19 protein-coding genes and 1 pseudogene are annotated in these 24,736 nt (G+C 62.7%); 12 read left to right on the top strand and 8 right to left on the bottom strand.

Features of this window, described 5'->3' with window-relative positions; all coding sequences use genetic code 11:
• Window positions 1–121: 121 nt before the first annotated feature.
• On the top strand, window positions 122–574 hold the full coding sequence (locus AC07UR_RS19140; protein WP_209789159.1) for a DUF1801 domain-containing protein: 453 nt from the start codon (window positions 122–124) through the stop codon (window positions 572–574).
• A gap of 120 nt (window positions 575–694) precedes the next feature.
• On the opposite strand, the gene AC07UR_RS19135 is transcribed toward AC07UR_RS19140, so the two are convergent.
• From AC07UR_RS19135 to AC07UR_RS19110, 6 genes are all read right to left on the bottom strand, one after another.
• The gene (locus tag AC07UR_RS19135) at window positions 695–1,492 is read right to left on the bottom strand and encodes a M55 family metallopeptidase (RefSeq protein WP_209789156.1); all 798 of its coding nucleotides are present in this window, start codon (window positions 1,490–1,492) and stop codon (window positions 695–697) included.
• Window positions 1,493–1,509: 17 nt separating this feature from the next.
• Complete coding sequence (locus AC07UR_RS19130; RefSeq protein WP_494701951.1) at window positions 1,510–2,616, bottom strand: aminotransferase class I/II-fold pyridoxal phosphate-dependent enzyme; 1,107 nt, start codon at window positions 2,614–2,616, stop codon at window positions 1,510–1,512.
• Window positions 2,613–4,289: a serine hydrolase domain-containing protein gene (locus AC07UR_RS19125; RefSeq protein ID WP_209789154.1), complete on the bottom strand. Its 1,677-nt coding sequence runs from the start codon at window positions 4,287–4,289 to the stop codon at window positions 2,613–2,615. Before AC07UR_RS19125 ends, AC07UR_RS19130 begins: the two co-directional genes overlap by 4 nt.
• 51 nt (window positions 4,290–4,340) lie before the next feature.
• Complete coding sequence (locus AC07UR_RS19120; RefSeq protein WP_077504655.1) at window positions 4,341–5,213, bottom strand: ABC transporter permease; 873 nt, start codon at window positions 5,211–5,213, stop codon at window positions 4,341–4,343.
• Entirely contained in the window at window positions 5,210–6,247 is a 1,038-nt protein-coding gene (locus AC07UR_RS19115) for an ABC transporter permease (protein WP_327795820.1), read from the bottom strand. Before AC07UR_RS19115 ends, AC07UR_RS19120 begins: the two co-directional genes overlap by 4 nt.
• Window positions 6,248–6,325: 78 nt before the next feature.
• Window positions 6,326–8,254 (bottom strand): ABC transporter substrate-binding protein, encoded by a 1,929-nt coding sequence (locus AC07UR_RS19110; RefSeq protein WP_209789152.1) that lies wholly within the window; start codon window positions 8,252–8,254, stop codon window positions 6,326–6,328.
• Between the two features lie 123 nt (window positions 8,255–8,377).
• Here AC07UR_RS19110 and AC07UR_RS19105 point away from each other — a divergent pair, with 123 nt between their 5' ends.
• The 3 genes and pseudogenes from AC07UR_RS19105 (at window position 8,378) to AC07UR_RS19095 (ending at window position 12,743) form a co-directional block, all read left to right on the top strand.
• On the top strand, window positions 8,378–9,331 hold the full coding sequence (locus AC07UR_RS19105; protein WP_173421408.1) for a LysR family transcriptional regulator: 954 nt from the start codon (window positions 8,378–8,380) through the stop codon (window positions 9,329–9,331).
• 267 nt (window positions 9,332–9,598) lie between these two features.
• A pseudogene (locus tag AC07UR_RS19100) lies at window positions 9,599–11,478 on the top strand (ABC transporter ATP-binding protein).
• Between the two features lie 38 nt (window positions 11,479–11,516).
• The gene (locus tag AC07UR_RS19095; protein WP_209789148.1) at window positions 11,517–12,743 is read left to right on the top strand and encodes an alanine racemase; all 1,227 of its coding nucleotides are present in this window, start codon (window positions 11,517–11,519) and stop codon (window positions 12,741–12,743) included.
• 107 nt (window positions 12,744–12,850) lie between these two features.
• Here AC07UR_RS19095 and AC07UR_RS19090 read toward each other — a convergent pair whose 3' ends face one another.
• Both AC07UR_RS19090 and AC07UR_RS19085 read right to left on the bottom strand, forming a co-directional pair.
• Complete coding sequence (locus AC07UR_RS19090) at window positions 12,851–14,023, bottom strand: MFS transporter (protein ID WP_234941716.1); 1,173 nt, start codon at window positions 14,021–14,023, stop codon at window positions 12,851–12,853.
• A gap of 49 nt (window positions 14,024–14,072) precedes the next feature.
• The gene (locus tag AC07UR_RS19085) at window positions 14,073–14,333 is read right to left on the bottom strand and encodes a DUF1127 domain-containing protein (protein ID WP_234941665.1); all 261 of its coding nucleotides are present in this window, start codon (window positions 14,331–14,333) and stop codon (window positions 14,073–14,075) included.
• Window positions 14,334–14,459: 126 nt separating this feature from the next.
• On the opposite strand from AC07UR_RS19085, the gene AC07UR_RS19080 reads away from it, so the two are divergent.
• The 8 genes from AC07UR_RS19080 (at window position 14,460) to AC07UR_RS19045 (ending at window position 24,593) form a co-directional block, all read left to right on the top strand.
• A complete protein-coding gene (locus tag AC07UR_RS19080) occupies window positions 14,460–15,977 on the top strand; it encodes a winged helix-turn-helix domain-containing tetratricopeptide repeat protein (RefSeq protein WP_209789144.1) in 1,518 nt (505 codons plus the stop codon).
• A gap of 229 nt (window positions 15,978–16,206) precedes the next feature.
• Window positions 16,207–18,015 carry an ATP-binding protein gene (locus tag AC07UR_RS19075; RefSeq protein WP_209789142.1) on the top strand — a complete coding sequence of 603 codons (1,809 nt, stop codon included), beginning with the start codon at window positions 16,207–16,209 and terminating at the stop codon, window positions 18,013–18,015.
• Between the two features lie 234 nt (window positions 18,016–18,249).
• On the top strand, window positions 18,250–19,134 hold the full coding sequence (locus AC07UR_RS19070; RefSeq protein WP_209789139.1) for an AraC family transcriptional regulator: 885 nt from the start codon (window positions 18,250–18,252) through the stop codon (window positions 19,132–19,134).
• 239 nt (window positions 19,135–19,373) lie between these two features.
• Window positions 19,374–20,651: an ABC transporter substrate-binding protein gene (locus AC07UR_RS19065; protein ID WP_209789137.1), complete on the top strand. Its 1,278-nt coding sequence runs from the start codon at window positions 19,374–19,376 to the stop codon at window positions 20,649–20,651.
• A gap of 101 nt (window positions 20,652–20,752) precedes the next feature.
• Window positions 20,753–21,613 (top strand): carbohydrate ABC transporter permease, encoded by an 861-nt coding sequence (locus AC07UR_RS19060; protein WP_209789129.1) that lies wholly within the window; start codon window positions 20,753–20,755, stop codon window positions 21,611–21,613.
• A complete protein-coding gene (locus tag AC07UR_RS19055) occupies window positions 21,613–22,434 on the top strand; it encodes a carbohydrate ABC transporter permease (protein ID WP_209789126.1) in 822 nt (273 codons plus the stop codon). The genes AC07UR_RS19060 and AC07UR_RS19055 overlap by 1 nt, the downstream gene beginning before the upstream one ends.
• 17 nt (window positions 22,435–22,451) lie before the next feature.
• Window positions 22,452–23,498: an NAD(P)-dependent alcohol dehydrogenase gene (locus AC07UR_RS19050; RefSeq protein WP_209789124.1), complete on the top strand. Its 1,047-nt coding sequence runs from the start codon at window positions 22,452–22,454 to the stop codon at window positions 23,496–23,498.
• 3 nt (window positions 23,499–23,501) lie between these two features.
• Entirely contained in the window at window positions 23,502–24,593 is a 1,092-nt protein-coding gene (locus tag AC07UR_RS19045; protein WP_209789122.1) for an ABC transporter ATP-binding protein, read from the top strand.
• Window positions 24,594–24,736 lie beyond the last annotated feature (143 nt).

The following is a 24,736-nucleotide window of genomic DNA, read 5'->3' as shown; positions in this document are numbered from 1 at the left end:
CACAAGGGATTGACTGAGGCGAGCTACAGTGCCCGGATGAAGCCTATCTCAACGATCCGCGAATGGTTCCGCAAAGCGAATTGCGGACCGATATCCATCTGCCGCTGAAGAAACGCGTGCCATGACGAGCCCACCCGTTCCTGCCGCTATCGCCGAGGTGCTGGTACAGCATAGCGCGACAGTGCGGACGCGCCTGCTGCAGGTTCGCGATCTCATCTTTGTCGTTGCCGCCGAGACCGAAGGCGTCGGGCCGCTGACGGAGGCACTCAAATGGGGAGAGCCGGCCTACCTCACGGAAGCAAGCAAAAGCGGAACGACGATCCGACTGGGAATTGTCAAATCGGCACCGGCACACTGCGCGGTGTTCTTCAACTGCAAGACGACGCTAGTCGATACGTTCCGCGTTCACTTCGGGAGCGAATTTGCCTTTGAGAGCAACCGTGCCCTCCTCATCCCCGCCACAGGCGACCTTCCCGCAGAACCGCTGGCCCACTGCCTGAGGGCGGCGCTGACATATCATCAGCGCAGGAAAAGGCAGCCCGTGGCCTGGGTCGATATGCCGACGCGCCAGTGAAGTCCGTAAGTGCTTCAATTCATGCCATGACGGCTCGCGTCTGGCTGCAACGCCCTATCTGGTGGATTAGAGGCGCGCGCGATACCGAAGCAGCTTCTCGCGCGCCGTCCATTGCCTCACTCAAACGATGAAGCGAATAGCGCGCTGGATTTCGAAGAAGTCCTTCGCCTCGAAGCGCAGCGTGCGCGCCGCGATATGCTCGACACCTGGGTACCAGCTGCCACGATAAGCCTCGATTGGTGTCGTGTACTCGACCACCAGCTCGAAACGGTCGGCGAGCTTCGGCAGGCAGTTTTTCAGATCGCCCGAAAGCGCCTTCTCCACGCCCTCGCGAATAGAGGCAACCGCAGCCTTCGGCGTCAGCGACCGGGTCGCGGGACCGAACCCTTCGCTTGTCGCTACAGTGCCGATACCCGGAGCAATCGCCTTGGCCTCGGCGCACATGCCGGCATCGCCCGAAAGAAACGCCGAAGGCACGCCATAGCGCGCGGCGCAAAGCGCGTTCAGCGTGAATTCCGACGCCACTTCGCCATTGATCAGGAGCCGCGACACCGTGCCGGTCAGCGTGTGGGCGAGCGGGTTGGTGTCGGTCCCGGCCTTGTTGTGATAGCCGGTGTAAAGCGCTGCCGAGAAACTCTTGTCGATGCCGAACATCATCAGATCGGGATGGCCGCTCCAGCCCCTGACGATGCTGACATAGGCCGGCAGCTTGGACAGGATCAGATTGCGGGCGGTCGAATGGGCGTCCTTGACCACGATCTCCTTGGCACCGGCGGCCTTGGCGCCTTCGCAGGCAGCGACCAGCTCGTCGGTCATGTATTCGCGGAACTCCTCGTATTCCGGATGCCCCTTCTTGGCCTCGTCCCAGGCGGTGATCCCCGCCGTGCCCTCGATATCAGCGCTGATGAAAACCTTCATGATTGTTCTCTCATCTCTCAAATAAGTTCGGCCATCGACTGCAGGAGCCGATCGATCTGAGCCGGGGAATGTTCGGAAAACACTGCGAGCCGCAGGCTCGGCACATCGGGCGCATCGGAATAGCCGCCCGCCTGTTGCACCCGGACGATGATGTCGCGTTCGGCAAGGCGGTCGCGCAGCTGCTCGAGATCGGTCACGCCCTTGACGGTGACGATCGGCACAGGCGTGTCGGCGACTTCGAAGCCGAGGGTCCGCAGGCCGCTGCGCACGTGCTTGATGTTGCGGATGAGGTTGGTCCGCTTGTCCGGCGTCGCTTGCAGCACCCGCAACGATGCGGCGGCCGCCGCCGCAAGACCGGGCGGTGCCGGCGAAGCGCCGCGCATGATCATCGCATTGCGGGCGATCTTTTCGGCAAGGGCGACATCACCGGGAACCACCCCACCGAGCGCACCGAAGGCCTTGCTCATGGTGCCGGCGAGATAATTGCCCTCGCCTTCGAGACCGGCGTATTGCAGCGAACCACGGCCGGTCTCGCCGAGAACGCCGACGCCGTGGGAATCGTCGATGCAGAGAAGCGCCCCTTCATAGGGAGCCATTGCCTGACGATAATCGCCAAGCGGCGCAAGCTTGCCCGAGGACGGGAACACCCCGTCCGTCAGCACCGCCGGCCGCTCACCCGGCTTCACATGCTGCGACAACTGCGCGGCCAGATCGTCGGGATCAGCGTGGCGGAACTCGTGGATCCGCTTGCCGAGCGTTGGGATCGCGTCCCGGGTGCTGTAATGCGTGGCGGAATCCATCAGGATCACGTCGAAATCGTCACGCAGCCCCTGCAGCAGCACCATCGGGCTGGTGTAGCCGGAGATCATGTAGACGACCTCCTCCGTGCCGAACCAGTCGCGCAGCCGCTCCTGCAGGTTGGCATAGACCTGCATATGGGCAAGCGTTCCCGGCCCCATGCCGTATCGCCGCGTGGCGTCACAAGCCGCCTCGATCACCTCGGGGTGGCCGTGCAGGCAGAAATAGGACGTGCCGCAATAATAGTCGACCTCGCGCCCGCCGATGAACATGCGGGCGCCCAGGGGTGACTCCATCCTGATCGGGGCAGCCACGGTCCGGCTCACGCCGCTTCCGCCTGGGACGAGCTGCGCCGTTCCAGGAACATCGGCCCGACGCGGATGCCGCGCTTGCCGCTATCGTCGACGGCATCGAGTTCGAGGATCTCGTCTTCATAAAGCCGCCCATGCATGCGGAAGCGGCCTTCTTCGACCGGCTCGCAGGTGTGCGTGCAGAAGTACTCGATCAGGCATTTCAGCCCGCCATGGCTGTAGGTCAGGTAGGTGATGTTGAAATCCGGCCCGTATTCGCCGAGATGCGGCGCGATCGCGTCGGGCACGGTCTCGTCATCGGGCGCCTCGATGCGGGTCCAGGTCGCATCCTTCCATGCAAGCTTGCCGGCTTCCGGGAAGGAGAGGTTCATGTGGGCGTAGTCGGCACCGCGCCCGTAGATGCGGCCGTCGATGACGAAATCGTTGCCGGCGACCGGCCGGATCCTGTGTGGCACGCCCTCGCCCATCAGATAGATCTTGCCGTCCGTCGACTTGACCTCGACAACTTCCTGCGTGGCGTCGTCGCGGTAATAGCCGGGAAGCGTTTTGAACTGCGCTTCGGAAATCTCGGGCGGACGCTGGACGCGTTCGGGCATTTTGCCCATCTTGCGTTCGGCAAGGACAATGCGCACGCCGTCGACGCCGAGGCGCGAGGCGATCTGGTTGGCAAAATCAAGGGTCGCAAAAATCAGAACGCCGACGCCGGCGGCCGGCAGCAGCATCATCTGCGAAGCGTAACCATAGACGGCACCGCCATGGCCGACGGAAGTCCAGCCGTCGACGTCACCGGAGCCGAAGCACAGGCCGTAGCCGTTGAGCGTCTTGTCGTGGCCGGCCGGACGCTTGCCGAACGGTGTCCACATTTCGCGCAGCGACGCCGGCGAGATGATGGAATTGCCCTCGGCGTCGAAGCCGCCACGCAGCAGGCACTGGGCGTAGCGCGCCATGTCGCCTGTGGTCGAGAAGATGTTGCCGGCCGGCGAACCGCCGAGGCTGAACACCGGCGCCGGCGTATCGCCGTCAAGCGTCCACATGTCGGCAGGTGCCAACCGCTCGCGGATGCCGGGCGCCATGCCGCAGGACGAGCTGTCCATGCCGAGTGGCTTCAGGATGTTGGCGGCGACATAGTCGGAATAGCTCTGGCCAGTCACCGTCTCGATCACCCGGCCGACGACGGCGATGCCGGCGTTGGAATAATGCATCACGCCGAGGCTCGGATCCTGCTTGAGGATCGAGCTCGCGAGCTCGTTAACCGTGTCTTCGAGCGGCGGTCGGGTGGCATCGAGATAATGGCCGCTCTTCGGTTCGCGCACGATGCCCGCCGTATGGGTCATGAGCTTGCGCAGGCTGATGACCGAGCCGTAAGGCCCGCCCTCGGCACCGGCGAACGGGTTCTCCGGCTTGAAGCCGGGCAGATAGGTCGAGACGTCGACGTCGATATCGACAAGGCCCTTCTCGACCAGTTGCATGATCGCCAGCGACGTGAAGGTCTTGGTGATCGAGCCGATGCGGAAGCAGGTGTCCTTGCCCATGTCGAAATGGCGGTCGTGACGCTGGACATGGCCTTCGGCAAGCACGCCGTCGCGGTCGACGAGGGCGTAGGAGATCGACGGGATCGCCTTGTCTTCGACCTCATAGCGGATCAGATCCTCGAATAGTTCGATCGAGGCGGCAGACAGAGAGGACATCGGGAATGCTCCTTGAACCTTAAACGGATTGGGTCTTGAAGGGATTGGGTCTCAATGGGCGTGGCGGGGGTCGAGCATGTCGCGCAGCGCATCACCCACAAGGTTCCACGACAGAACGAACAGGAAGACGGCAGCGCCGGGGAAAGCCAGCGTGTACCAGAACTGGAAGGGGTTGCCGGGCTGGCCGACGATCCAGTTGCGCGAATAGGCGATGAACTGGCCCCAGTCGGCATAGCCTTCTTCGGTACCGACACCGAGGAAGCTCAGCGCCGAGGCCGACAGCACCATGGAGCCGGTCGCCATCGTCGCCAGCACGAGCACCGGGAACATGGCATTGGGCAGGATATGCAGCACGATCAGACGGAGATCGCTCGCCCCGTAGCTGCGGGCCGCATGGATATAATCCATCTCGCGGATCCTCAGGATCTCGCTTCGAACGATACGGGCATAACTCATCCAGCCGAATGTGGTGAGCGCGATGGTAATCGGCACGATGCCCTTGCCGAGCAGCGCCGTCAGCACCATCGCGGCGATCAGGAACGGCACCGCCATGAACACATCGACGATGCGCATCAGCACCTCCTCGATGACACCGCCATAGTAGGCGGCGACCGCGCCGACGACGGTGCCGATCAGGACGGAAATCGCCACGACCCCTAGCCCGATCTTGAATGCGGTGCGCGTGCCCCAGACGACGCCGTAGAAGATGTCGTACTGGCCCTGCGTCGTACCGAAGACAGCCTCCGGCGACGGCGGCTGCGGCGTGGCCAGGAAGCCGGCACGCGGCGTATCGTAGGGCGACAGCTGAAAACTCTGCGGCGGCGCCAGGACCGGCGCGAAGACGGCGATGAGCACGAAGGCGAGAAGGATCACGACGCCGAACAGCGACACCGGATTTCTTGCGAGGTAACGAAGAAACTTCATTGCGTCTTCACCCTCGGATCGAGCAACGGATAGATGAGATCGACGACCAGGTTCATGACGACCAGGACGACCGCGAAATAGAGGCCGAAGCCGAGGACTGCCGGGAAGTCGAGATTGGCGGCGGTCTTGGCGGCGAACTGGCCTAGCCCTGCATAGTCGAAGATGGTCTCGGTGATGACGACACCGCCCATCATCACCGCGAGTTCCATGCCGGCAATGGTCGCAAGCGGCAGAAGCGCATTGCGCCGGGCATGGCGCAGTTCGACCACGCGGCGCGGCAGACCCTTGGCGCGGGCGGTGCGCACATAATCCTGACGCAGGGTTTCCAGCATCGAGGTGCGCATCACCCGCGTCATGCTCGCAACGTTGACATAGGTCAGCGTGATGACGGGTGCGGCAAGATGGCGAAGCGCATCGCCGAAGATCGCCAGATTGCCGTTGAGCAGCGCGTCGATGGTGTTGGCGCCGGTATAGCGCACGAAGTCGCTGGAGCTGACCACGGTCTGCGCCCACTGGCTGAGCCGGCCGGGCGGAAACCAGTCGAGCGCCGAATAGAAGATCAGCAGCATCAACAGGCCGAAGACGTAGACCGGGAACGACCAGCCGAGAATGGTGAAGATGCGGATGACGTGGTCGGGCCAGCGGTTGAGATAGATGCCCGCACGCGATCCCAGGAAGACGGCGAGCAGCAAGCACGGAATGAAGGCCAGCACCACCAGTTCCAGCGTCGCCGGAAACAATGACATCAGCGCCGTGGACACCGGCTGGCGGGCCGTCTCCGACCAGCCGAGATTGCCGGTGAGGATGCCGCCGATCCAGCGGCCGTACTGGATGTAGAAGGGATCGTTCAGCCCATACTGCTCGATCATCCTGCGGATGCTTTCCTGGCCGCCCTTGAGATAGTCAGGCGACGGCGCATAGGCCGCCAGCCTCTGGGTCGGCGAAAGCGACATCTGCAGCGCGAAGATCATCAACGACAGGGCGAAGAGAACGATCGGCAGCATCATCAGTCGTCTGAGTGCATAGTTCAGCACGGTTCACACGTTCCGATTTCAGGGAAAATGAAGAAAAGGCATGTCGAGCGGATTCTCGCCCGACATGCCGATCGCCAATCAGTCGTTGGCCTTGGTGACCGGGTAGAAGTCCCAGGCGCCGTAGAGGATCATGTTGTCGACATAACCATCGATGTTGCTGCGGGTGACGACGTAGCCGAAGTCTTCCCAGAGGAACTGGGTGGTGGCGTATTCGTAGGACATTTCCTGCAGCTTGGCGTAGATCGGCTCGCGCACGGCGGGATCGACCGAGGCCCAGGCTTCGTCGAGCAGCGGCTTGAACTTTTCCGCCATCAGGTCGCGGTAGCCCTGGCCAACCATGCCGCCGACGAGACCCGTGGGCGAGAGGTAGTAGCTGGCTGCACCGAGCGGACCACCCGGGTCGGAATAGTCAGGACCCCAGCCCATCACCGTCAGGGGTGCTGCCGGCTTTTCGCGGTTGTTGAGCTTGTCCGAGACGGAGGCCCATGGCAGCGCCTGGATCTGCATCTTGAACTTCGGATTGATGCGCGACAGGCCTTGCTGAAGTGCGGAGAGTGCCGCCGTCAGCTGCGGATTGCCTTCGGTCACGTAGGCGGTGAAGGCAAAGCCGGTATCCCAGAGCTTGCCGCCGAACGCCTTTTTGAAGTGTTCCTCGGCCTTGGCGGGATCGTAGCTGTAGACAGGAGAATCCGGGCGGTAGCCCATGATGCCGCGCACGGTCGGCCCGCGCGACTGCACGGTCTTGTTGAGCAGCACCTGGGTCAAGAGCGCATCGTAGTTCTGGGCGTAGTTGAAGCCCTTGCGGACGTCGATGTCGGCGAAGAAGTCCGGCGGAATGCCGGCGCCGTCGAGCTTGCCGCTGCCGATGGCTGGATTGTCGTTGTCGTCGAGCGGCCAGGCGAAGAAGACGCCGCGTGAAAACACCTTCTGCAAGCCGTCGATGACCTTCACGCCTTCGGTCTTGCTGAGCTCGTCGATGAACTCGACGGGTGCAGTGACGAAATCGGCATCACCGGACAGAAGTTGCAGGCGCCGCGTCGTCCATTCCGGAACGGTGCGCATGACCACGCGATCGAGCTTGGCCGGCCCCAGGAAGTAGTTGTCGAAGCGCTTCAGCGTGATGCGCCGGTCGGTGCGATCCCATTCCTCGAGCATGAAGGGGCCGGTGCCGTTTTCTTCGGCAAACAGCGGATTGGCGCCGAGTTCCGGGCGGTAATGGGCTTTCCAGGTATCGCCAGAACCATCCCAGCCGCCGACCGAAGCGACCCATTCCTTGTCGAGAACCGAGGTGCCGAAGGGCAGCGCGATGACGCCGAGCGTAGCCGGAAACGACTTCGGCAGTTTCAGCGTGACATTGTCGCCGTCGACGACGATCTGCGAGGCGAGCTGGTCATAGACCTTGCGCAAAACCTCGGGGCTGGCGTCATTGATGGATTTGACTTCGCCTTCGGTTTCGACCCACTTGGCGATGTCGGTGTACTTGCCGGCGGTGATCACCTCGGTGATCGCGTTCGACATCCACGACTGGCCTTGCAGAATGGCGCGCAGCAGCGAATAGCGCACGTCTTCAGGCGTGATCTGGCCATAACCCGGCTCGATCGTCGCCTTCTGGGCGTCTGTCAGCTTGTCGTAGTACTCCCAGGTGACCTTGCCGTCGGCACCCTTGACGCCGACCTTATGGGCAAAGACGCCCTTGCGGATCGGGAAGGTATAGCTCACCGAGCCATCGTCGGCCTGCTTGATCAGGCCGTTTTCGAGCGAGGGCACCTCGGTCGAAAGCGACGGCACGAACTCGGATATCTTCGAGCCGTTGAAGTTCAGCAACCGGCTGTAGATGTTGAGCGAGCCGTAGGAGCTCGGCGTGTTGGCGATATAGGCCGGATCGAACGACTGGATGTCGTCGGTCCACATGAAGACGAAAGTGCCGGGGTTCTTGGTCTCGGCCATAGCGGGCGCAGCCGCGATGCCGAGCCCCAGGCAGAGGGCTAGGGCTAAGGTGCGTTTCATCGTTGTTCCCATTTGGTGGAGGCGGAAGTTTTCTTCTCGTTGCAGGGGAGGCTAGAAGAGCGCTTGCGGGTCTGTCCAATGTGTAGTTAGGATAGACTATGCAAAACACGCATGAGGTCCGGCATGGAACTGCAATGGCTTGAAGATTTTCTGGAAATTGCCGCGACCAGAAATTTCTCGACGGCAGCGACCGCGCGCAACATTTCCCAACCGGCGTTCAGCCGGCGCATCAAATCGCTGGAGAACTGGATCGGCGCCGACCTGATCGACCGCAGTACCTATCCGGTACAGTTGACGCGGGCAGGCACGATGTTCCTGCCAGGCTGCCAGCGGCTCGTGCGCGAAGCCTACAGGCTGCGCACCGACTGCCGAAATGTCGCCGGCGAAAGCTCGGCCATGCTGACTTTCACCTCGCTGCATACGCTGGCGATGTACTTCTTCCCGAAATGGATCGGCTCGCCGCTGATCTCGCGTCTGCCGCTTCGCACCAGCATGCACGCCGCCGACTTCCTCGAAAGCATCGACCACCTGTGTTCGGGCCAGTGCGATTTCGCCATCACTTACGTCCACCCGGACGGGCCTCCCGTGCTGGAAGGCGGCCCCTTCGAGTCCCTGCAAATCGGCAAGGATCGGCTCATTCTCGTCTCGGGAACCGACGACAGCGGCCGCCCGCTGTTCGACATCGACGGACCGGAAACCACGGAAATCCCTTACCTCGCCTATTCCTGGAGCGACGGCTACATTGGCAAGTTGGCGACGCTGATCCAATCGCGCTGGCGCCGCCCGCTCAACCTCAGCACCGTCTACCAGTCCGGCCTTGCCGACGGCCTGAAACACATGGCCGTCGCCGGTCGCGGCGTCGCCTGGCTGCCGCAGATCTGCGTCGCGGAGGCGATGCGGCAGGGGCGCCTCGCCCAGATCGGCGGGCAGCAGATGTCGCTGGAACTGGAGATCCGCATCTTCCGCCGCGCCGGCTCCGGAAGCCATGACAGCGATGCCCTTTGGCAGCACCTCAAGCAATGCGCCGCCCTGCCCCAGTACAAGAACAGTTTCGACGCCGTCATCGACGCGGCCTGAGGCATCGTACCGTGCAAAAATGCGTGTGCGGTGCGATATGCGAAGACAGGCGATACAATGCGCAACGCGCATAGTTTTGCCTGCCACAATCGTGACACATTGATTTTACTCGATTTTGCCGGCGCAACCGGCCCACCGGATCAGATTGAGCAGTTGCAGCGACGCGGTCGAACACCGCAACCGCCTCCCTCACCCGTATTGACAGGATGCGACCTCGTTGCGAGACCTGATGACACAACGTCCCCTCGAAATCGGGTCCCTGTGCTGATGCTCCTGTCGAAATCCGCAACGCCTGAACTGCCCGAGGATGTCATCCTTTCCGTGGAAGACCTCGAAGTCTCCTTTGCTGCCGGCACCAAGGCGCAGCTGCGCGCGGTCCGCGGTGTCTCCTTCCAGATCGCCCGCGGCGAGACCGTGGCGCTGGTCGGAGAATCCGGGTCGGGCAAGTCGGTGACGGCGATGACGATCATGCGGCTGACCGAATATGACGGCGCAAGCATTACCGGCGGGCGGGTGCTGATGCGCCTGAAGGACGGCAAGGTCGCCGACCTCGCCAAGCTCTCGGACAAGCGGATCGAAGCGCTTCGCGGCGCTGATATCTCGATCGTGTTCCAGGATCCGATGTCGAGCCTGAACCCGGTCTTCACGGTCGGTGACCAGATTGCCGAGGCGGTGATCCACCACCAGGACAAGACGCCGGAACAGGCACGCCAGATCGCGCTCAACACCCTGAAGCTGGTTCGTGTACCCGACGCGGAACGCCGCCTCGACCAGTATCCCCACCAGCTCTCCGGCGGCATGCGCCAGCGCGTGATGATCGCCATTGCCCTTGCCTGTCGCCCGTCGCTGATGATCCTCGATGAGCCGACGACCGCGCTCGATGTGACGATCCAGGCGCAGATCCTCGATCTGGTGCGCGCCCTGCAGCACGAGATCGGCATGTCGGTGCTGTTCATCACCCATGATATGGGCGTGGTTGCCGAGGTCGCCGACCGCGTCTGCGTCATGCTCAAGGGCGAGATCGTCGAAACCGGTTCGGTCTACGACATCTTTGCCCAGCCGAAACATGCCTACACCCGCGCCCTGATTTCCGCCGTGCCACGCCTTGGCAGCATGGCGGACAAGGACGCGCCGGAGAAATTCCCGTTGCTGGTGTTCGAACCGGAGCGTGCGCTCGCAGAGGTGACAGAATGAACGCGTCCGCACCGATGAAGGAAACCCGCCAGCCGCTCGTCTCGGTGCGCAACCTGGTCACGCGCTTCGATCTCAAGGCCGGACTGTTCGGCCATGTCTCCGGCCGCGTGCATGCGGTGGAGAACGTCTCCTTCGACATCTTTCCCGGTGAGACGCTGGCGCTGGTCGGCGAATCCGGCTGTGGCAAGTCGACCGTCGCCCGCTCGATCATGCAGCTCGACCGGCCGCGCTCGGGCTCGATCCGCTTTGACGGCACCGAATTGATCGGTGCACCGCGCGCCGTGCTCGCGCGGTTCCGGCGCGACGCCCAGATGGTTTTTCAAGATCCGTTCTCCTCCCTCAACCCGCGCATGACCATCGAGCAATCGCTGATGGACCCGATGCGGGTTCACAAGCTGGGCTCGACCGACATGATGCGCGCCCGCGCCGCCGAGCTTCTGGCCAAGGTCGAACTGTCGCCCGAGCATCTCGAGCGTTATCCGCACGCATTTTCCGGCGGCCAGCGCCAGCGCATCTGCATCGCCCGCGCGCTTGCGCTCAGCCCACGCCTGATCGTCGCCGACGAGGCCGTCGCCTCGCTCGACGTGACGATCCAGGCACAAGTGATCAACCTGCTTATGGATCTCCAGCGCGAAATGCAGATCGCGCTTCTTTTCATCAGCCACGACATGGCCGTGGTCGAGCGTATCGCCCACCGTGTCGCGGTGATGTATCTGGGCGAGATTGTCGAGATCGGCGACCGCCGCTCGGTGTTCGGCAATCCCCAACATCCTTACACTCGCAAACTCCTGTCGACCGTGCCGATCGCCGACCCCACACGCCGCCCGGAGGGCCGCCAGCCGATGTCCGACGAAATCCCCAGCGCCGTGCGCGCCCCGGACTTCGTGCCCCGTGAACTGCCGATGCATCAGATTTCATCGACCCATTTCGTAAGGCAGGTCGCAACGGGCTGACGCCCGGCAATTCCCTTTTCAAATCAGAGCACTCCAAGATGACCACTTCCGAAGTGACGGTGGCGGCTGCGCCTGCCGCCGGCAGCGCGACTGCCGACATTGACAATGGTTCAACCGACCCGAAGGCCTCGGGCTTCTGGCGTCCATCGGCCGCGGAGCGACCGACGCCCTATATCGAAGTCGACGAGGCGCGCCTCGCGCGCAACATGAGGGCCATGCAGCAACGCGCCACCGCCGCCGGCGTCTCGATGTTCCCGCATGTAAAGACGCACAAGAGCGTCCATATCGCGCGACAGCAGCTGGCGCTTGGCGCACGCGGCATCACCGCATCCAAGCCGAGCGAGGCGCTGGTCTTTGCCGAAGCCGGAATCCCCTCGATCATCCTGGCCTATCCCATCGTCAAGGCGCAGTCGCTCGACCGCCTGCTGCCCGCGGTAAAGGCGCGCGGCACGGAACTGCGGACGATTGCGGCAAGCGGAACGGGTGTCGATGCGCTGGCTGAAGCCGCCAGGCATCACGGCGTCGAAATCGGCGTCTTCCTCAAGGTCGATGTCGGCCTCGGCCGTGTCGGTCTCAAGCCTCACGATCCGGCAGCACTCGAACTCTGCGCCCGGATCGCGGCCGCCGACGGTCTGCGCTTTGCCGGGCTGCTCTCGCATGCTGGCCATTCCTACGCTGCCGCAAGCCCGCAAAGTCTCGCCAAGGTCGCGCTTGATGAAGCGGCAGACCTCGCCGGTCTCGCCGGGCGGCTTCGCGACCGCGGCATTGCCGTCGAGTGCCTCTCCGTCGGCGCGACACCGACCTGTCTGGGGGCGCCGCTTCCTTCAGAGGTCGATTGCATCCGACCTGGAAACTACGTCTTCCTCGACGGCACGGCGCTCAGGCTCGGCATCTGCACCGCAGACGATCTGGCGCTCTCCGTCGTTGCCCGCGTCGTTGCCTCCAACGACACTCACTTCATCATCGACGCCGGCTCGAAATCAATGAGCTCCGATCGCGGGGCACACGGCATGGGCGGCGCCGGCTTCGGCACCGTCGTCAGCGCCGAGGACGATGGCGAAACCGGCTCGTGGACGCTCGAGCGCCTTTCCGAAGAGCATGGCTTCGTTCCCTTCTCGGGACGTCCCTTGGCACTCGGAAGCCGGGTGCGGGTCTTCCCCAACCACTCCTGCGCGTCGATCGCCAATTTCGACCATTTCACGCTGCGCCATGCCAATGGCGAAGCCAAGGTGCTGCCTGTCGATGCCCGCAGTTGCCAAACGTAATGGGGGTAGGGCACGGCAAACCGCCGCTCGAATTGGGAGATAGTCAACAGACATGCCCCGCGCCCGAGGCCCGGCATGTCGTTGACCGCACGAGGCAAGCCCATCGACTAGAGGCGCTGTCCCTGAGTGATCAGAAACACCGCCAGTAAAGAGCACAGCGCACCGAGGGACAATGGCAGCCCCTGAGGTCCGATCAGTTGCATCGCCAGTCCGGTCGTCGGAGAGCCCACGATGCCGCCGATGCCCCATGCGACCGCGAAGGCCGCGTTGCCGGCAATCAGGGCCTGGCCGCGGAAGCGCTCACCGAGCCGGATCAGCGCCATGGTATAGATCCCGAACGAGACCCCGCCCCAGGCGAAAACGAGCGGCCAGATGAGCCACGAGGTCAAGAACCACGGCAGCAACAGGCAGCCGAGCAGCGAAAAGAGCGCGCAGAGCAGCATGGTTCGCATCGAACCGAAAGTCTCGGCAGCGCGGCCGAGCAAAACCTGCAGCACGGCATTGCCGGCGATGAAACAGGTGATGAGCGAAGCAACCCGCCCCTCGGCACTGCCGAGCGCGGCGCCGTAGACCGCAAACAGGGAAAGCACGACCTGCTCGAAGGCGGCTGCGACGAGAACCGCGAACAACAACAGCGGCGCCTGCGCGAAGAAGCCGCCGACCGAGGGCGCCTCGCCGTCATGCGGCATGTCAGGCAACCGCGGCACGACCGCAAGCACGATCAGACCGCAGGCGATAAAGGCCAGCATGCCGACGACGAAGGGTGGCCAAACCTGCGTCCCGACCAGCCCGAGGGTCAAAGGGCCCATGGCGAAGCCGCCCGAAACGATCGAGGAGTAAAGGCCCATGATGCGCCCCCGGCTGGACGCGGGCGTGATCGACACCAGCCAGGTTTCGCTGGTCACGTAGAGTGGATTGGCGAAGATGCCGAGCAGGAAGCGCAAAGGCATCCATGCCCAGACGTCCTGTTGCCAGGCAATTGCGAACAGGGCGAGCGCCGCCAGCAGCGAGCACAGGATCGCGAGCCTTGCTGCGCCCACGCGCCGCGCCAGCGCCGGGAGGAAGGGCGCCGAGACGATGAAACCCAGCGGCGTCATCGCCGCCGACAAGCCAATCAGCCCCGGCGTCGTTTCCTGCCGTTCAAGGATGAAGCTGAGCAGCGGATAGGTCAGCCCCTGCGCCACGGCGAATACCGTGACGGTCGCGATGATGCCCGCCATCGCGGCCCAGGGGATCCGGTCTTCCGGCAGTGATATCGACCGCTGCGGGTGACGGCTCATCACCTCGGCAGGCGGAAACTGGCGATCCCTGGCCATTGCGGCATTCGCCTTACAGCACTTGCCAGAAGGGCCTGTCGAGCTCCTCCTGGATCTGCCGTCTCGACAGGCCGATGTCATCGATCAGGTGCGGATCTCCGTCCAACTTTTGCTCGAGTTCAGAACAAAAGCGGTCTCGTGCACGCCATCGCGCAACCAGTCGGCGCAGCCCCCGAACAATGGAGAGGCGATGCGACCGGTCGGCAGGCTCCCCGTGCAGTTCGGGCTGTGCGCCTTGGTATGCGGCTGAGCCGAGAGTGGGCGTATCGGTCATGGCAACCTCCATGGGGGCTTGAGGGTCCGATGACCCGAGCTGGAAGAGGCTCAATTCTGCAGTCCCCGATCAGCGCCGTCATTAAGCGCTCCCAAAGAGTTCCAAAAACTTCCAAACGCGCTATAGATGCGCCGTATGCAGGGATCGCGGGTCGTCTTTGGTCCATTCGTGCTTGATCCGGGTGCGGGAACGCTCTTTCGGAACGCAGAGCCCGTCGCTGTCGGTTACCGCGCCCTAAGGCTGCTTGCAGCACTCGTTGCACGACCCGGCGAAGTCATTGGAAAGGCCGAGCTGATGGACGCGGCGTGGCCAGGCATGGCCGTCGAGGAAGGCAACCTTACCGTCCAGATTTCTCAACTGCGCAAGGCGCTTGGTCCGACCGCTGATGGCGGTGAATGGATCGCCACGATTGCGCGCGTCGGCTATCGCTTCACAGGGGCCATCGATGAGCGCGGCGATGCCAAGCGTCTGCCTTTGCCGGTGCCCGACAAACCATCGATAGCCGTGCTGCCTTTCGTCAATCTCAGCAATGACCCCGAGCAGGAAAGCTTCGCGGACGGGTTGACCGAAGACCTGATCACGGACCTGTCGAGGATCTCCGGCCTGTTCGTCATCGCCCGCAACTCCTCCTTCGCCTACAAGAAGAAGGTGATGGACGTGCGCGCGATCGCCGACGACCTCGGCGTGCGCTACCTGCTGGAAGGCAGCGCAAGACGTGCCGAAGGACGCGTACGCATCAACGCCCAGCTGGTCGACGCGACGAGTGGCGATCATCTATGGGCGGAGCGCTTCGACCGCGACGTCAAAGATATCTTCGCCGTTCAGGACGAGGTCACTGGCAAGATCGTGCAAGCCCTGCTCGGCCAGCTGCGCACACCGCCCGCGCGCAACCGGCCCAAAAACCTTGAGGCCTACGATCTCTGCGTGCGGGCGCGCAAGCTGATGGATGATGCACCGCAGGCAGCACAGGAAGCGCATCTGATGCTCACGCGCGCGGTTGCGCTCGATCCTGATTATGCCGAGGCCTACCGCTGGCTGGCCATGAACCACTGGATGGGCTGGGTCCATTCCGACGGCCCCACCGACGCTGGCCGTATCGCTGCTCTGGGGCTGGCGCGCAAGGCTGTGGCGATCGACCCCAACGATGCCGGCTGTCGTTGGATCCTGGCTTACCTACTTGCCTATGAGCGCAATTTCGCCGAGGCCGATCGGGAATTCGCCAAGGCGATCGAGCTCGACCCGAACGAGGCCGACACCTGGGCGGCATTATCCGACATCACCATCCTGGCCGGCCGAATCGAGGAAGGTATCGAGCACATAGGCAAGGCTTTCCGGCTGAACCCATACCCGGCAAGCTGGTACTATCTGACGCTCGGACAGGCGCTGTATGCGGCCCGCAGATATGAAGCTGCGATAGAGACGCTGCGCAGGGACGAGACCTACCGGACAAGCTCACGCCGTTTCCTCGCCGCAAGCCTTGCTCAATTGGGCCGGCTCGACGAGGCGCGCACGGAAGCCGAACTTTTCCTTGTCGGCAATCCGCATTTCACGACCCGCCACTGGGCCGCGACCGAGCCATTTCGCGATGCTGCGACGCTTGAGCATTTCGTGGAGGGATACCGAAAGGCCGGGCTTCCGGAGTGAGCCAATCGCGCGACCGTTTAGCGTCGGGTTCCTGGCGCTACAATCGGAACATTGGCGCCGAGTCCTTCGGCGATCCCCATCGCTCCATCCAGAGCGTAGACGCCCGGAATGTCGTCGCTGTCCGACTCTCGCCTGACCGCTGCTGCAACTTCTGGGAAACAGTTTTGCGATAGACCAACCGCCTGGGACGGACCGGCGCATGACGTGCCTCCGGTGTTTGGAGAGGCCAATGCACGAAGACAAGATCCGCCAGGCTCTGATCGAGCTTTTGTATCGCAACTCCTATGGCGTGGTCATCTCCAACATCGTCATTTCTCTCGCCGCCGTGTCCGTCCTTCGGCATGCGGTATCGGTGAGTTGGCTGGCTGGATGGGTTGGCGCGCTTTACCTGCTCATCATCCTCCGTGTCCTGGCCTCCCGACGGTTCTTCAGCCGCGCAAGGGACCCCCGGTCCATCATGCGATGGGCCTGGCTCGCAGCAGCATTCACCTGGATATCCGGCCTGCTGTGGGGCACGCTCGGCTGGGTCGGGTTCCTTCCGGACGAACCAATCGTTCTCTCCTTCACGGTCATCGTGCTGACTGGCCTCGTCTGCGGCACCGTCCCTTCTCTCTCCGCTTTTCCGCCCGCGCTTATCGGCTCTATTCTGGTGACGGTTCTGCCAATTGCCGTGCGCTGCATTACCACGGACAGCGATATTTCCGGCGCTTTCCTGTTCCTGCTCGCGTCGCTTGTGGCAATCAATTTCTACTACTGCCGCATAACCTATCGGATGCTGCGTGAAACCGTCAGCCTGCGACTGGAAAACGAAAGCCTCGTCGGCAACTTGCAGGAGGAACGCGATCGGGCACAGGCGGCGGACCGCGCCAAGACGCGCTTTCTGGCAGCGGCCAGCCACGATCTGCGCCAGCCTATCCATGCGTTGAGCCTGCTCGTCTCCACACTTGCCATATTGGGGCAGCGCGGAAACGTCGCCTCCGGCGACGCTCGCGATCTGGCAGCCAGGGCGAAATCCGCGGTCGGCAATCTCGGCGGACTGCTGAACGCGCTGCTCGATATCTCCCGTCTTGACGCCGGCATCGTCACCATTGCCAACGAGACGGTGGCCTTGCGCGATCTCTTTCGCGATTTGCGCGATGAGTTCACCGCCGACGCAACCGATCGCGGCGTGCAATTACGGGTCGTCGGCAGCGACCTTCTGGTCGACAGCGACCCCATGATGCTCCGGCGGATCCTGAACAACCTGTTGTCGAACGCCTTCCGCTACACGAAAACGGGCAGCATCCTGCTTGGTTGCCGCAGACGCGGCAACTCGGTCGAAATCCAGGTGTGGGATACGGGCTGCGGCATCCCGGCGGATCAGCAGGCGATGGTCTTCGAGGAGTTCGTACAATTGCAGAACCCGGCAAGGGACCGCACACAGGGCCTGGGTCTGGGTCTTGCCATCGTTCGCCGCACTGCGGAACTGCTGCAACACCCCTTGAGACTGGTTTCCGTTCCCGGACGCGGCTCCATGTTCTCGATCACCGTTCCGAAAGCCCGTCCGATAACGTCTCCGCTGCAACTCTCCCGGTCCTTGCCTGCAGCCGGCATTGCCGCGGGCATCATGCTGGTGGAAGACGAGAAGGACGTGCTCGACGCCATGACCGGGCTGCTCACCCTGGAAGGCCATCGCGTCTATGCCGGTCGATCCGTTGGCGAGGTGCTGAGCACTCACGCCGAAGCCCTGAGCGCGGGCGACGCGCCGATCGATCTTGTCGTTGCCGACTACCGCCTCGAGCATGGCGCCAACGGTTTGGAAGCGATCGAAAGCCTTTACGCCCATATCGGTCGGCGTGTTCCGTCAATCATCGTGACGGGCGACACCTCGCCATCACGTCTCAAGGAAGTCAGCGCAAGCAGCGTTCGTATTCTGCACAAACCGGTCACTGGAGAGGAACTGAGCGAAGCGATCCGTGTCGCCTTGAGCGAAGTCGACGCTTTGGCCCCAACGCGAAATCCCGCCGTGGGTACAACGGAAGGCCTGAGCCTTCGATAGCGCCAGTGCGCCGGGCGATGACGCGCCAGGCGCAGTCCGGCCACCCTTTCTCACGGGCGCGGCGCGTCTCGACTCGAAAAGGAAGATATCTTATCGCTTCTTCAGACGAGGAAGACGGAACGGGCGGAGGACGCTTGCGAAGCGCGATGAGCCGATCGGAGCGATGACATGAACGCCGGAGCAAAGCGGAAATCTGCTTCGCCCAAGGCCGCACTGAGCGCGAAGTCAGCATCCATGGCGGCGAATTCCCCGACCTTCGAGCATATCGTTACCGACGTCAACGAGACGTTTCTCTGGCGCCTCGACGATTACCCGTGGGAGCGCAACGTCTGGAACTTCCATCCCGAGATCGAGATCCATCTGCTGCGCAAGTCCACCGGCATGGCCTTCGTCGGCGACCACATCGGCGAGTTCTCGCCGGGATACCTGACCGTTATCGGCAGCAACCTGCCGCATGACTGGGTTACGGCAACGGCGCCGGGTGAGATCATCGAGGGGCGCGATATCGTCATCCAGTTCCATCCGGATCGGATCCGGCAGATCACCGGCGCCTTGCCCGAATTCGCACAGCTCGAGGATTTTTTCACCCGGGCCGAGCGCGGCCTCGTCTTTCATGGCGAGGCACGCGCAAGGGGTGGCGAACTGATCGAGCGGATGGGCGAGGTGAAAGGGCTGTCACGGCTTTCGCTTTTCGTTCAGCTTCTGGATCTGCTCGTCAACAGTGGGGAACACGAGGTCTTGTCGTCGCCCGAATTCGCGCCGAAACTGGACGCGGAATCGCTCGATGTGCTCCGTCGGTCTCTGGCCTATATCTACGAGAACATCGCCACCGACATCCACCTGAACGACGTGGCGTCCGCGGCCGGCATGAGCGACACGGCCTTCTCGCGGTTCTTCAAGAAGAACACCGGCAACAGCTTTACCGACCACGTCAACAAGCTGAGGATCTGGCAGGCCTGCAAGCTGCTTGCAGAAAGCGACATGCCGATTACCGACATCTGCTTTGAAGTCGGTTATCTCAACATCTCCAATTTCAACCGCACCTTCCTGCGCCACCACCGGATGACACCCTCGGCCTACCGTCGCCTGACGGGACAGCGCCGCACCTCGCGCAGTTGAGATCCTCACGGCCGCACGCGTCCGCGAACAATGAACCAATGCTCGAACGATGGCGTGTGGAGCGCAAATCCGGACCATAATCCGCATTAAAGTACAGAACAGGCGCATCGCGGGCGCTAGTTCACCTCCCGATAGCGCCTATGATGACCGCCAGCGAAACGGTTCGCTATCAAAGAGACATGCGCCCGATCTGAGGAGTTTCCGGCGCGTGTCGTTACGACCTTGGGGAGGTCCATCACATGAGAAAAGCCAGAAAGCTCGTTTCGAGCATCGCCTTCGCATGCCTTCTTTCCAGCACGGCATCAACCGTTGCACTTGCCGCCGAATGCTCTGATACGATCAAGGTGCTCGCACAGCCGCGCGACGGCCTTACATTGCTCGAGGACTACAAGGCCGAGTTCGAGAAGCTCAGCGGCGGCGCGTCGTTCGAGATCGACTACCTCAATGAAAACGATCGCCGCGCCAAGACGAAGGCCGACGCTTCGACGATCGGCAAGTACAACGTCTACTACATCGACGAAGCCAACGTCGCCCTGTTTGCCTCGGCCGGTTGGGTCGCACCGCTTTTGGACTACTATCCCGCGGACTATGATTACGCCGACTTCGATCCGGGTCGCCAGAAAGTCGCGACCTATGACGGCAAGGTCTGGTTTGCCCCGATCACCGGCGGCGGCGACCTCATGGTCTACCGAAAGGACCTGCTCGAAGCGGCAGGCATAACACCGCCGAAGACGCTTGATGAATATATCGCCGCGGTGAAGAAGCTCAACCAACCCGACCAGGGCATCTACGGCACCGCCCTTCGCGGCCAGCGAGGCTCCGGCGCGAATGTCTGGCGCTGGATGCCCTTCTTCAAAGGCTTCGGCGGCAACTGGTTCGACGGCAAGACGCCGGCGTTTGACGGCGAGCAGGCGATCAAGGCCACCGAAACCTATCTCGAGCTGTTCAAATACTCCGCGCCCGGCAGTCAGACCGGCGGTTGGGACGAGGCCGTTGGCGCCTTCACGTCGGGCCAGGTGGCGATGCTGATCGAATCCACCCCGCTTGTCGGCATGGCGATCGATCCGAAGTCGTCGAAGGTCGCCGGCAAGGTCGGCTATCTGCCACCGCCGGCACCGCTGACGGGAGGCGGCTACGGTCACGGCCTGGCGATCGGTGCCAAGGCCAACAAGGACGAGGCGTCCAAGGCCTGCGCCGGCCTGTTCATCGCCTGGGCGACGTCGAAGGAAAATGAGAACCGGCGGCTGGAGGCCAATCAGTTCAGCGAACTCAATCGCACCAGCATCATGACCAGCAAGAAATTCGCCGAACTCTACGGTCCGGATCTCGGCCAGGCGCTTGCCGACACCGGCAAGGTGACCGCCGTCAACTTCTGGCAGAACCCGCAATGGCCCGATCTTGGCGACCGCTGGGGCATCATCCTCGAAGAGCTGATCACCGGCACTCGTACCGATATCAAGGATGGCCTCGACGAACTCGACGGGTTCGCCAAGGAGCTCGTGGCCCGCAGCCAATAGGCAGGCAGACCCGACTGATCGCTCCGGCAGGATGCCCCCTTGCCGGAGCCGCTTCACCCAGCCGGAAGCACGCCCGCCCCTTGCCGTAGGATGTCTATCCCATGAAACAGAAAAACAGTCTGCCGGCGGTCTTCCTGACCCCGGCGATGATGATCCTGGCCGTGCTCGCATTCGTGCCGACTGTCTATGCGATCTATATTTCCTTGCAGAACCGCGAACTCAGCCGCCCCGTCGGCGACTTCGTCGGGCTCGCCAATTACATCGACCTCTTTTCCGACCGCCGTTTCATCAATGCCATCGGCGTATCGCTGACATGGGAAGCGGTGACGGTCGGCATGACGTTGATCGTAGCCGTCGGCCTCGGCATACTTCTGTTCGAATGTGCCGCGCCGCGCATGCGAAACATGCTGGCCCTTCTCTTTCTGATGCCGGTGATCCTCCCGCGTGTCTCGGCGGCTTTCGTCTGGAAGTTTGCATTCCATCCGCTCTACGGCATCGCCACTTACCCCTACAAGGCCATCACCGGCCGGCCGCTCGACCTGCTGTCCAATCCGGCAACCGCGCTTGCGACCGTGGCGCTGGTCGACGTCTGGCAATGGGGGCTGTTCTTCTCGGTCATCGTGCTCAAGCTTCTGGAGACCTTGCCGCCGCAACCGTTTGAGGCGGCCCGTCTCGATCATGCCCGCACCTGGGAGATCTACACCCACATCGCCATCCTGATGCTGAAGGCGCCGCTGATCTCGCTCGCATTCGTCAAGATGATCGAGTCGCTTCGCGCCTTCGACCTGATTTACGTGATGACGCGTGGCGGCCCCGGCATCACGACGGAAACGCTCGACATGTACGCCTTTTCCCAAGGCTTCATCGAGTCCGGGCGGATTTCCTACGCATCGAGCATGGCCGTCCTGATGATGATTGCCACCTCCATCGCCTTTACCTTCATCTGGAAGAGGGTCCAGTGATGAACGTCCACAAGCTCGGCCGCGTGGTCGGTCGCATCCTTCTGCTCCTGGCGGCGTTCTCCGCCGTCTTCCCGGTCTTCTGGACGTTGCTCAATGCCTTCAAGAACCGGGTCGATATCGTCACCCCGACCCCATTGTTCTTCTTCACGCCGACGCTCGACAACTTCGCCTATGTTCTCGGACGCGAGAGCGTCTTTGCCGGGCTGATAAACTCGCTGATCATCTCGGGTGCCTCCGTTCTGATCGGTGCGCTTCTGGGGCTTCCTGCCGCATACGCGATTGCGCGTTATCCCAATCGCTGGTCGGGCGATATCCAGTTCTTCGTGCTGTCGCTGCGGTTCCTGCCGCCGGTGGCGATCGCCATCCCGCTGATGGTCATCTGGCTCGATTTCGGCCTCTACGACACGCGCCTCTCGATGATCGTAACCTACACCCTGCTGACGCTCGCAACCGTCATCTGGCTCAGTGTGCCGGCCTTCGCGAGGGTCCCGAAAGAGGTCGAGGAGGCGGCGCGGGTCGACGGCTACGGACCCTATGCGATCTTCTTCCTGATCGCGCTGCCGATCGCGCTCCGATCGCTGATCGGCGCCGTTGCCTTTGCCTTCGTGCTGGTCTGGAACGAGTTCCTGATCGCGCTGATGCTGACGACATCGGATGCCAAGACCTTGCCGATCGTCGCCTCGGAGCTGACGCAGCTCGGCCGCGACGTGCCCTGGGGCATCCTCAATGCCTCCGTCGTTCTCCTCTCGATACCACCGCTGCTCTTCATCGGAGTGCTCAGCGGCATGCTCAACAGCGCCTTCAAGCGCAAGACATCGTGACAATAAGGAAAGCTTTCATGCAAGCGTTGGTCCTCGAAGAGAAGGGCGTCCTGTCGCTGAGGGAGATCGAACTCCCCCTCGAACTTGGCCCGGATGACGTCAAGATCGCCATCCATACCGTCGGCGTCTGCGGCAGTGACGTGCACTACTACACCCATGGCGCGATCGGCCCCTATGTCGTGCGCGAGCCGATGGTGCTCGGACATGAGGCTGCGGGAACCGTCATCGAGATCGGCAGCAATGTCGGCAGTCTGCAGGTCGGCGACCGGGTCTGCATGGAGCCGGGCGTGCCGGACCTGTCGTCCCGCGCCTCGAAACTCGGTCTCTACAATGTCGATCCGAAGGTGCGCTTCTGGGCAACACCGCCGATCCACGGCGTGCTGACGCCTGAGGTCGTGCACCCCGCCGCCTTCACTTACAGGCTGCCCGAAAACGTGTCGTTTGCCGAAGGCGCCATGGTCGAGCCCTTCGCCATCGGCATGCAGGCAGCCGCCCGGGCCCGCATCGCGCCCGGCGACGTGGCGGCAGTCATCGGCTGCGGCCCGATCGGCATCATGGTCGCACTCGCCGCGCTCGCAGGCGGATGCAGCCGCGTCTTCATCTCCGACTTCAGCGCCGAGAAGCTTGCAATCGCCGGGCAATACCCCGGCATCACCCCGGTCAACATCGCTGAACGATCCTTTGCCGAGACCATCGCCGCGGAAACCGGCGGCTGGGGAGCGGACGTCGTCTTCGAGGCGAGCGGCAGTGCCAAGGCATTTGCCGGCATCTTCGAGCTGGTTCGCCCCGGCGGCGCCCTCGTTCTCGTCGGTCTGCCCGTCGAGGCGGTCACCTTCGATGTGCCGGGCGCGATCTCGAAGGAAGTCAGGATCGAGACCGTCTTTCGTTACGCCAACATCTTCGATCGCGCGCTGCAACTGATTGCATCAGGGAAAGTGGACCTCAAGCCGCTGATTACCGGGACATTCCGCTTCGCGGACAGCATCAGCGCTTTCGAGCGGGCCGCCGCTGCGCGTCCGTCCGACGTCAAGCTTCAGATTCTCATCGGCAGCGGGGAGGAATAGGTCATGGCGAATATCGTCTGCTCAAATGTCGACAAGCAATACGGTGCCGTCAACGTCATCAGGGATTTCAACCTCGACGTGGCCGACCATGAGTTCATCGTTTTCCTCGGGCCCTCCGGTTGCGGCAAGTCGACCCTTCTCAGGATGATCGCCGGACTGGAGGACATCTCTGGCGGAAAGGTGATGATCGGCGGAAAAACCGTCAACGATCTGCCACCACGCGACCGCGGCGTGGCGATGGTGTTCCAGAACTACGCGCTCTATCCGCACATGACGATCTACGACAATATTGCCTTCGGTCTGAAGCGGATGAAGGTGCCAAAGCCGGAGATCGACCAGCGCATTCGCGCGGTGGCTGCGACGCTCGGTCTCGACCCCTATTTGCAGCGCAAGCCGACCGAGCTCTCCGGCGGCCAGCAGCAGCGCGTGGCGATCGCCCGCGCCATGATCAAGACGCCGCGGGTGTTTCTCTTCGACGAGCCGCTCTCCAATCTCGATGCGAAGCTTCGCAACCACATGCGGGTCGAGATCGCGCGGCTGCATCAGAAGCTGAAGACGACGACGATCTATGTCACCCACGACCAGCTGGAAGCAATGACGCTCGCCGACCGGATCGTGCTGATGAAAGGCGGCGCGATCGAACAGGTCGGCACGCCGGCCGAGATCTACGACCGACCGAGAACGCTGTTCGTTGCGGGTTTCATCGGCACACCAAACATGAACTTCATCGATGTGTCGGCAGAAAAAGTGGAGGACGGATGGGCACTGCGCAGTGCCGGCGTCGATTTCCGTGTTTCCAGCAAAAGGTTTGCGCTGGCCCCGGGCCAGAAGGTCGTTCTCGGCTTTCGCCCAGCCGACCTGCAGATGCAGGAACCATCGGCGGCCCGCACGAACGTCGTCGCCGGCATGGCCGATCTCGTGGAATTTCATGGCAATGACGCACTGGTGACGTTTGTCTTCGCCGGTTGCGAAATCGGTGCGCTGGTCAAGGCCAGCGGCTGCCCGAAGCCGGGTGACCCCGTTTCATTTGCGGTCGACGAGGACAGCATCCATCTGTTCGATCAAGCAACAGGACTGTCCCTTCTGAAGATGTGACGGACACAGCGCCGGCCCGACAGCCAGGTTTTGGAGCGGGCCGTTGCATCAACCGAGCGCGCCCGATCCCTTTGCATCTGTTCGATCGAACCATCGTCCTGCCGTCACGCGGTCCGAGATAGACGATAATCCGGGACTGTCGT

The sequence above is a fragment of the Ensifer sp. GW821-FHT05G01 genome, from assembly GCF_059419585.1.
The sequence above is the reverse complement of the archived record's forward strand: the minus strand, read 5'-3'. Positions and strand labels throughout refer to the sequence as shown.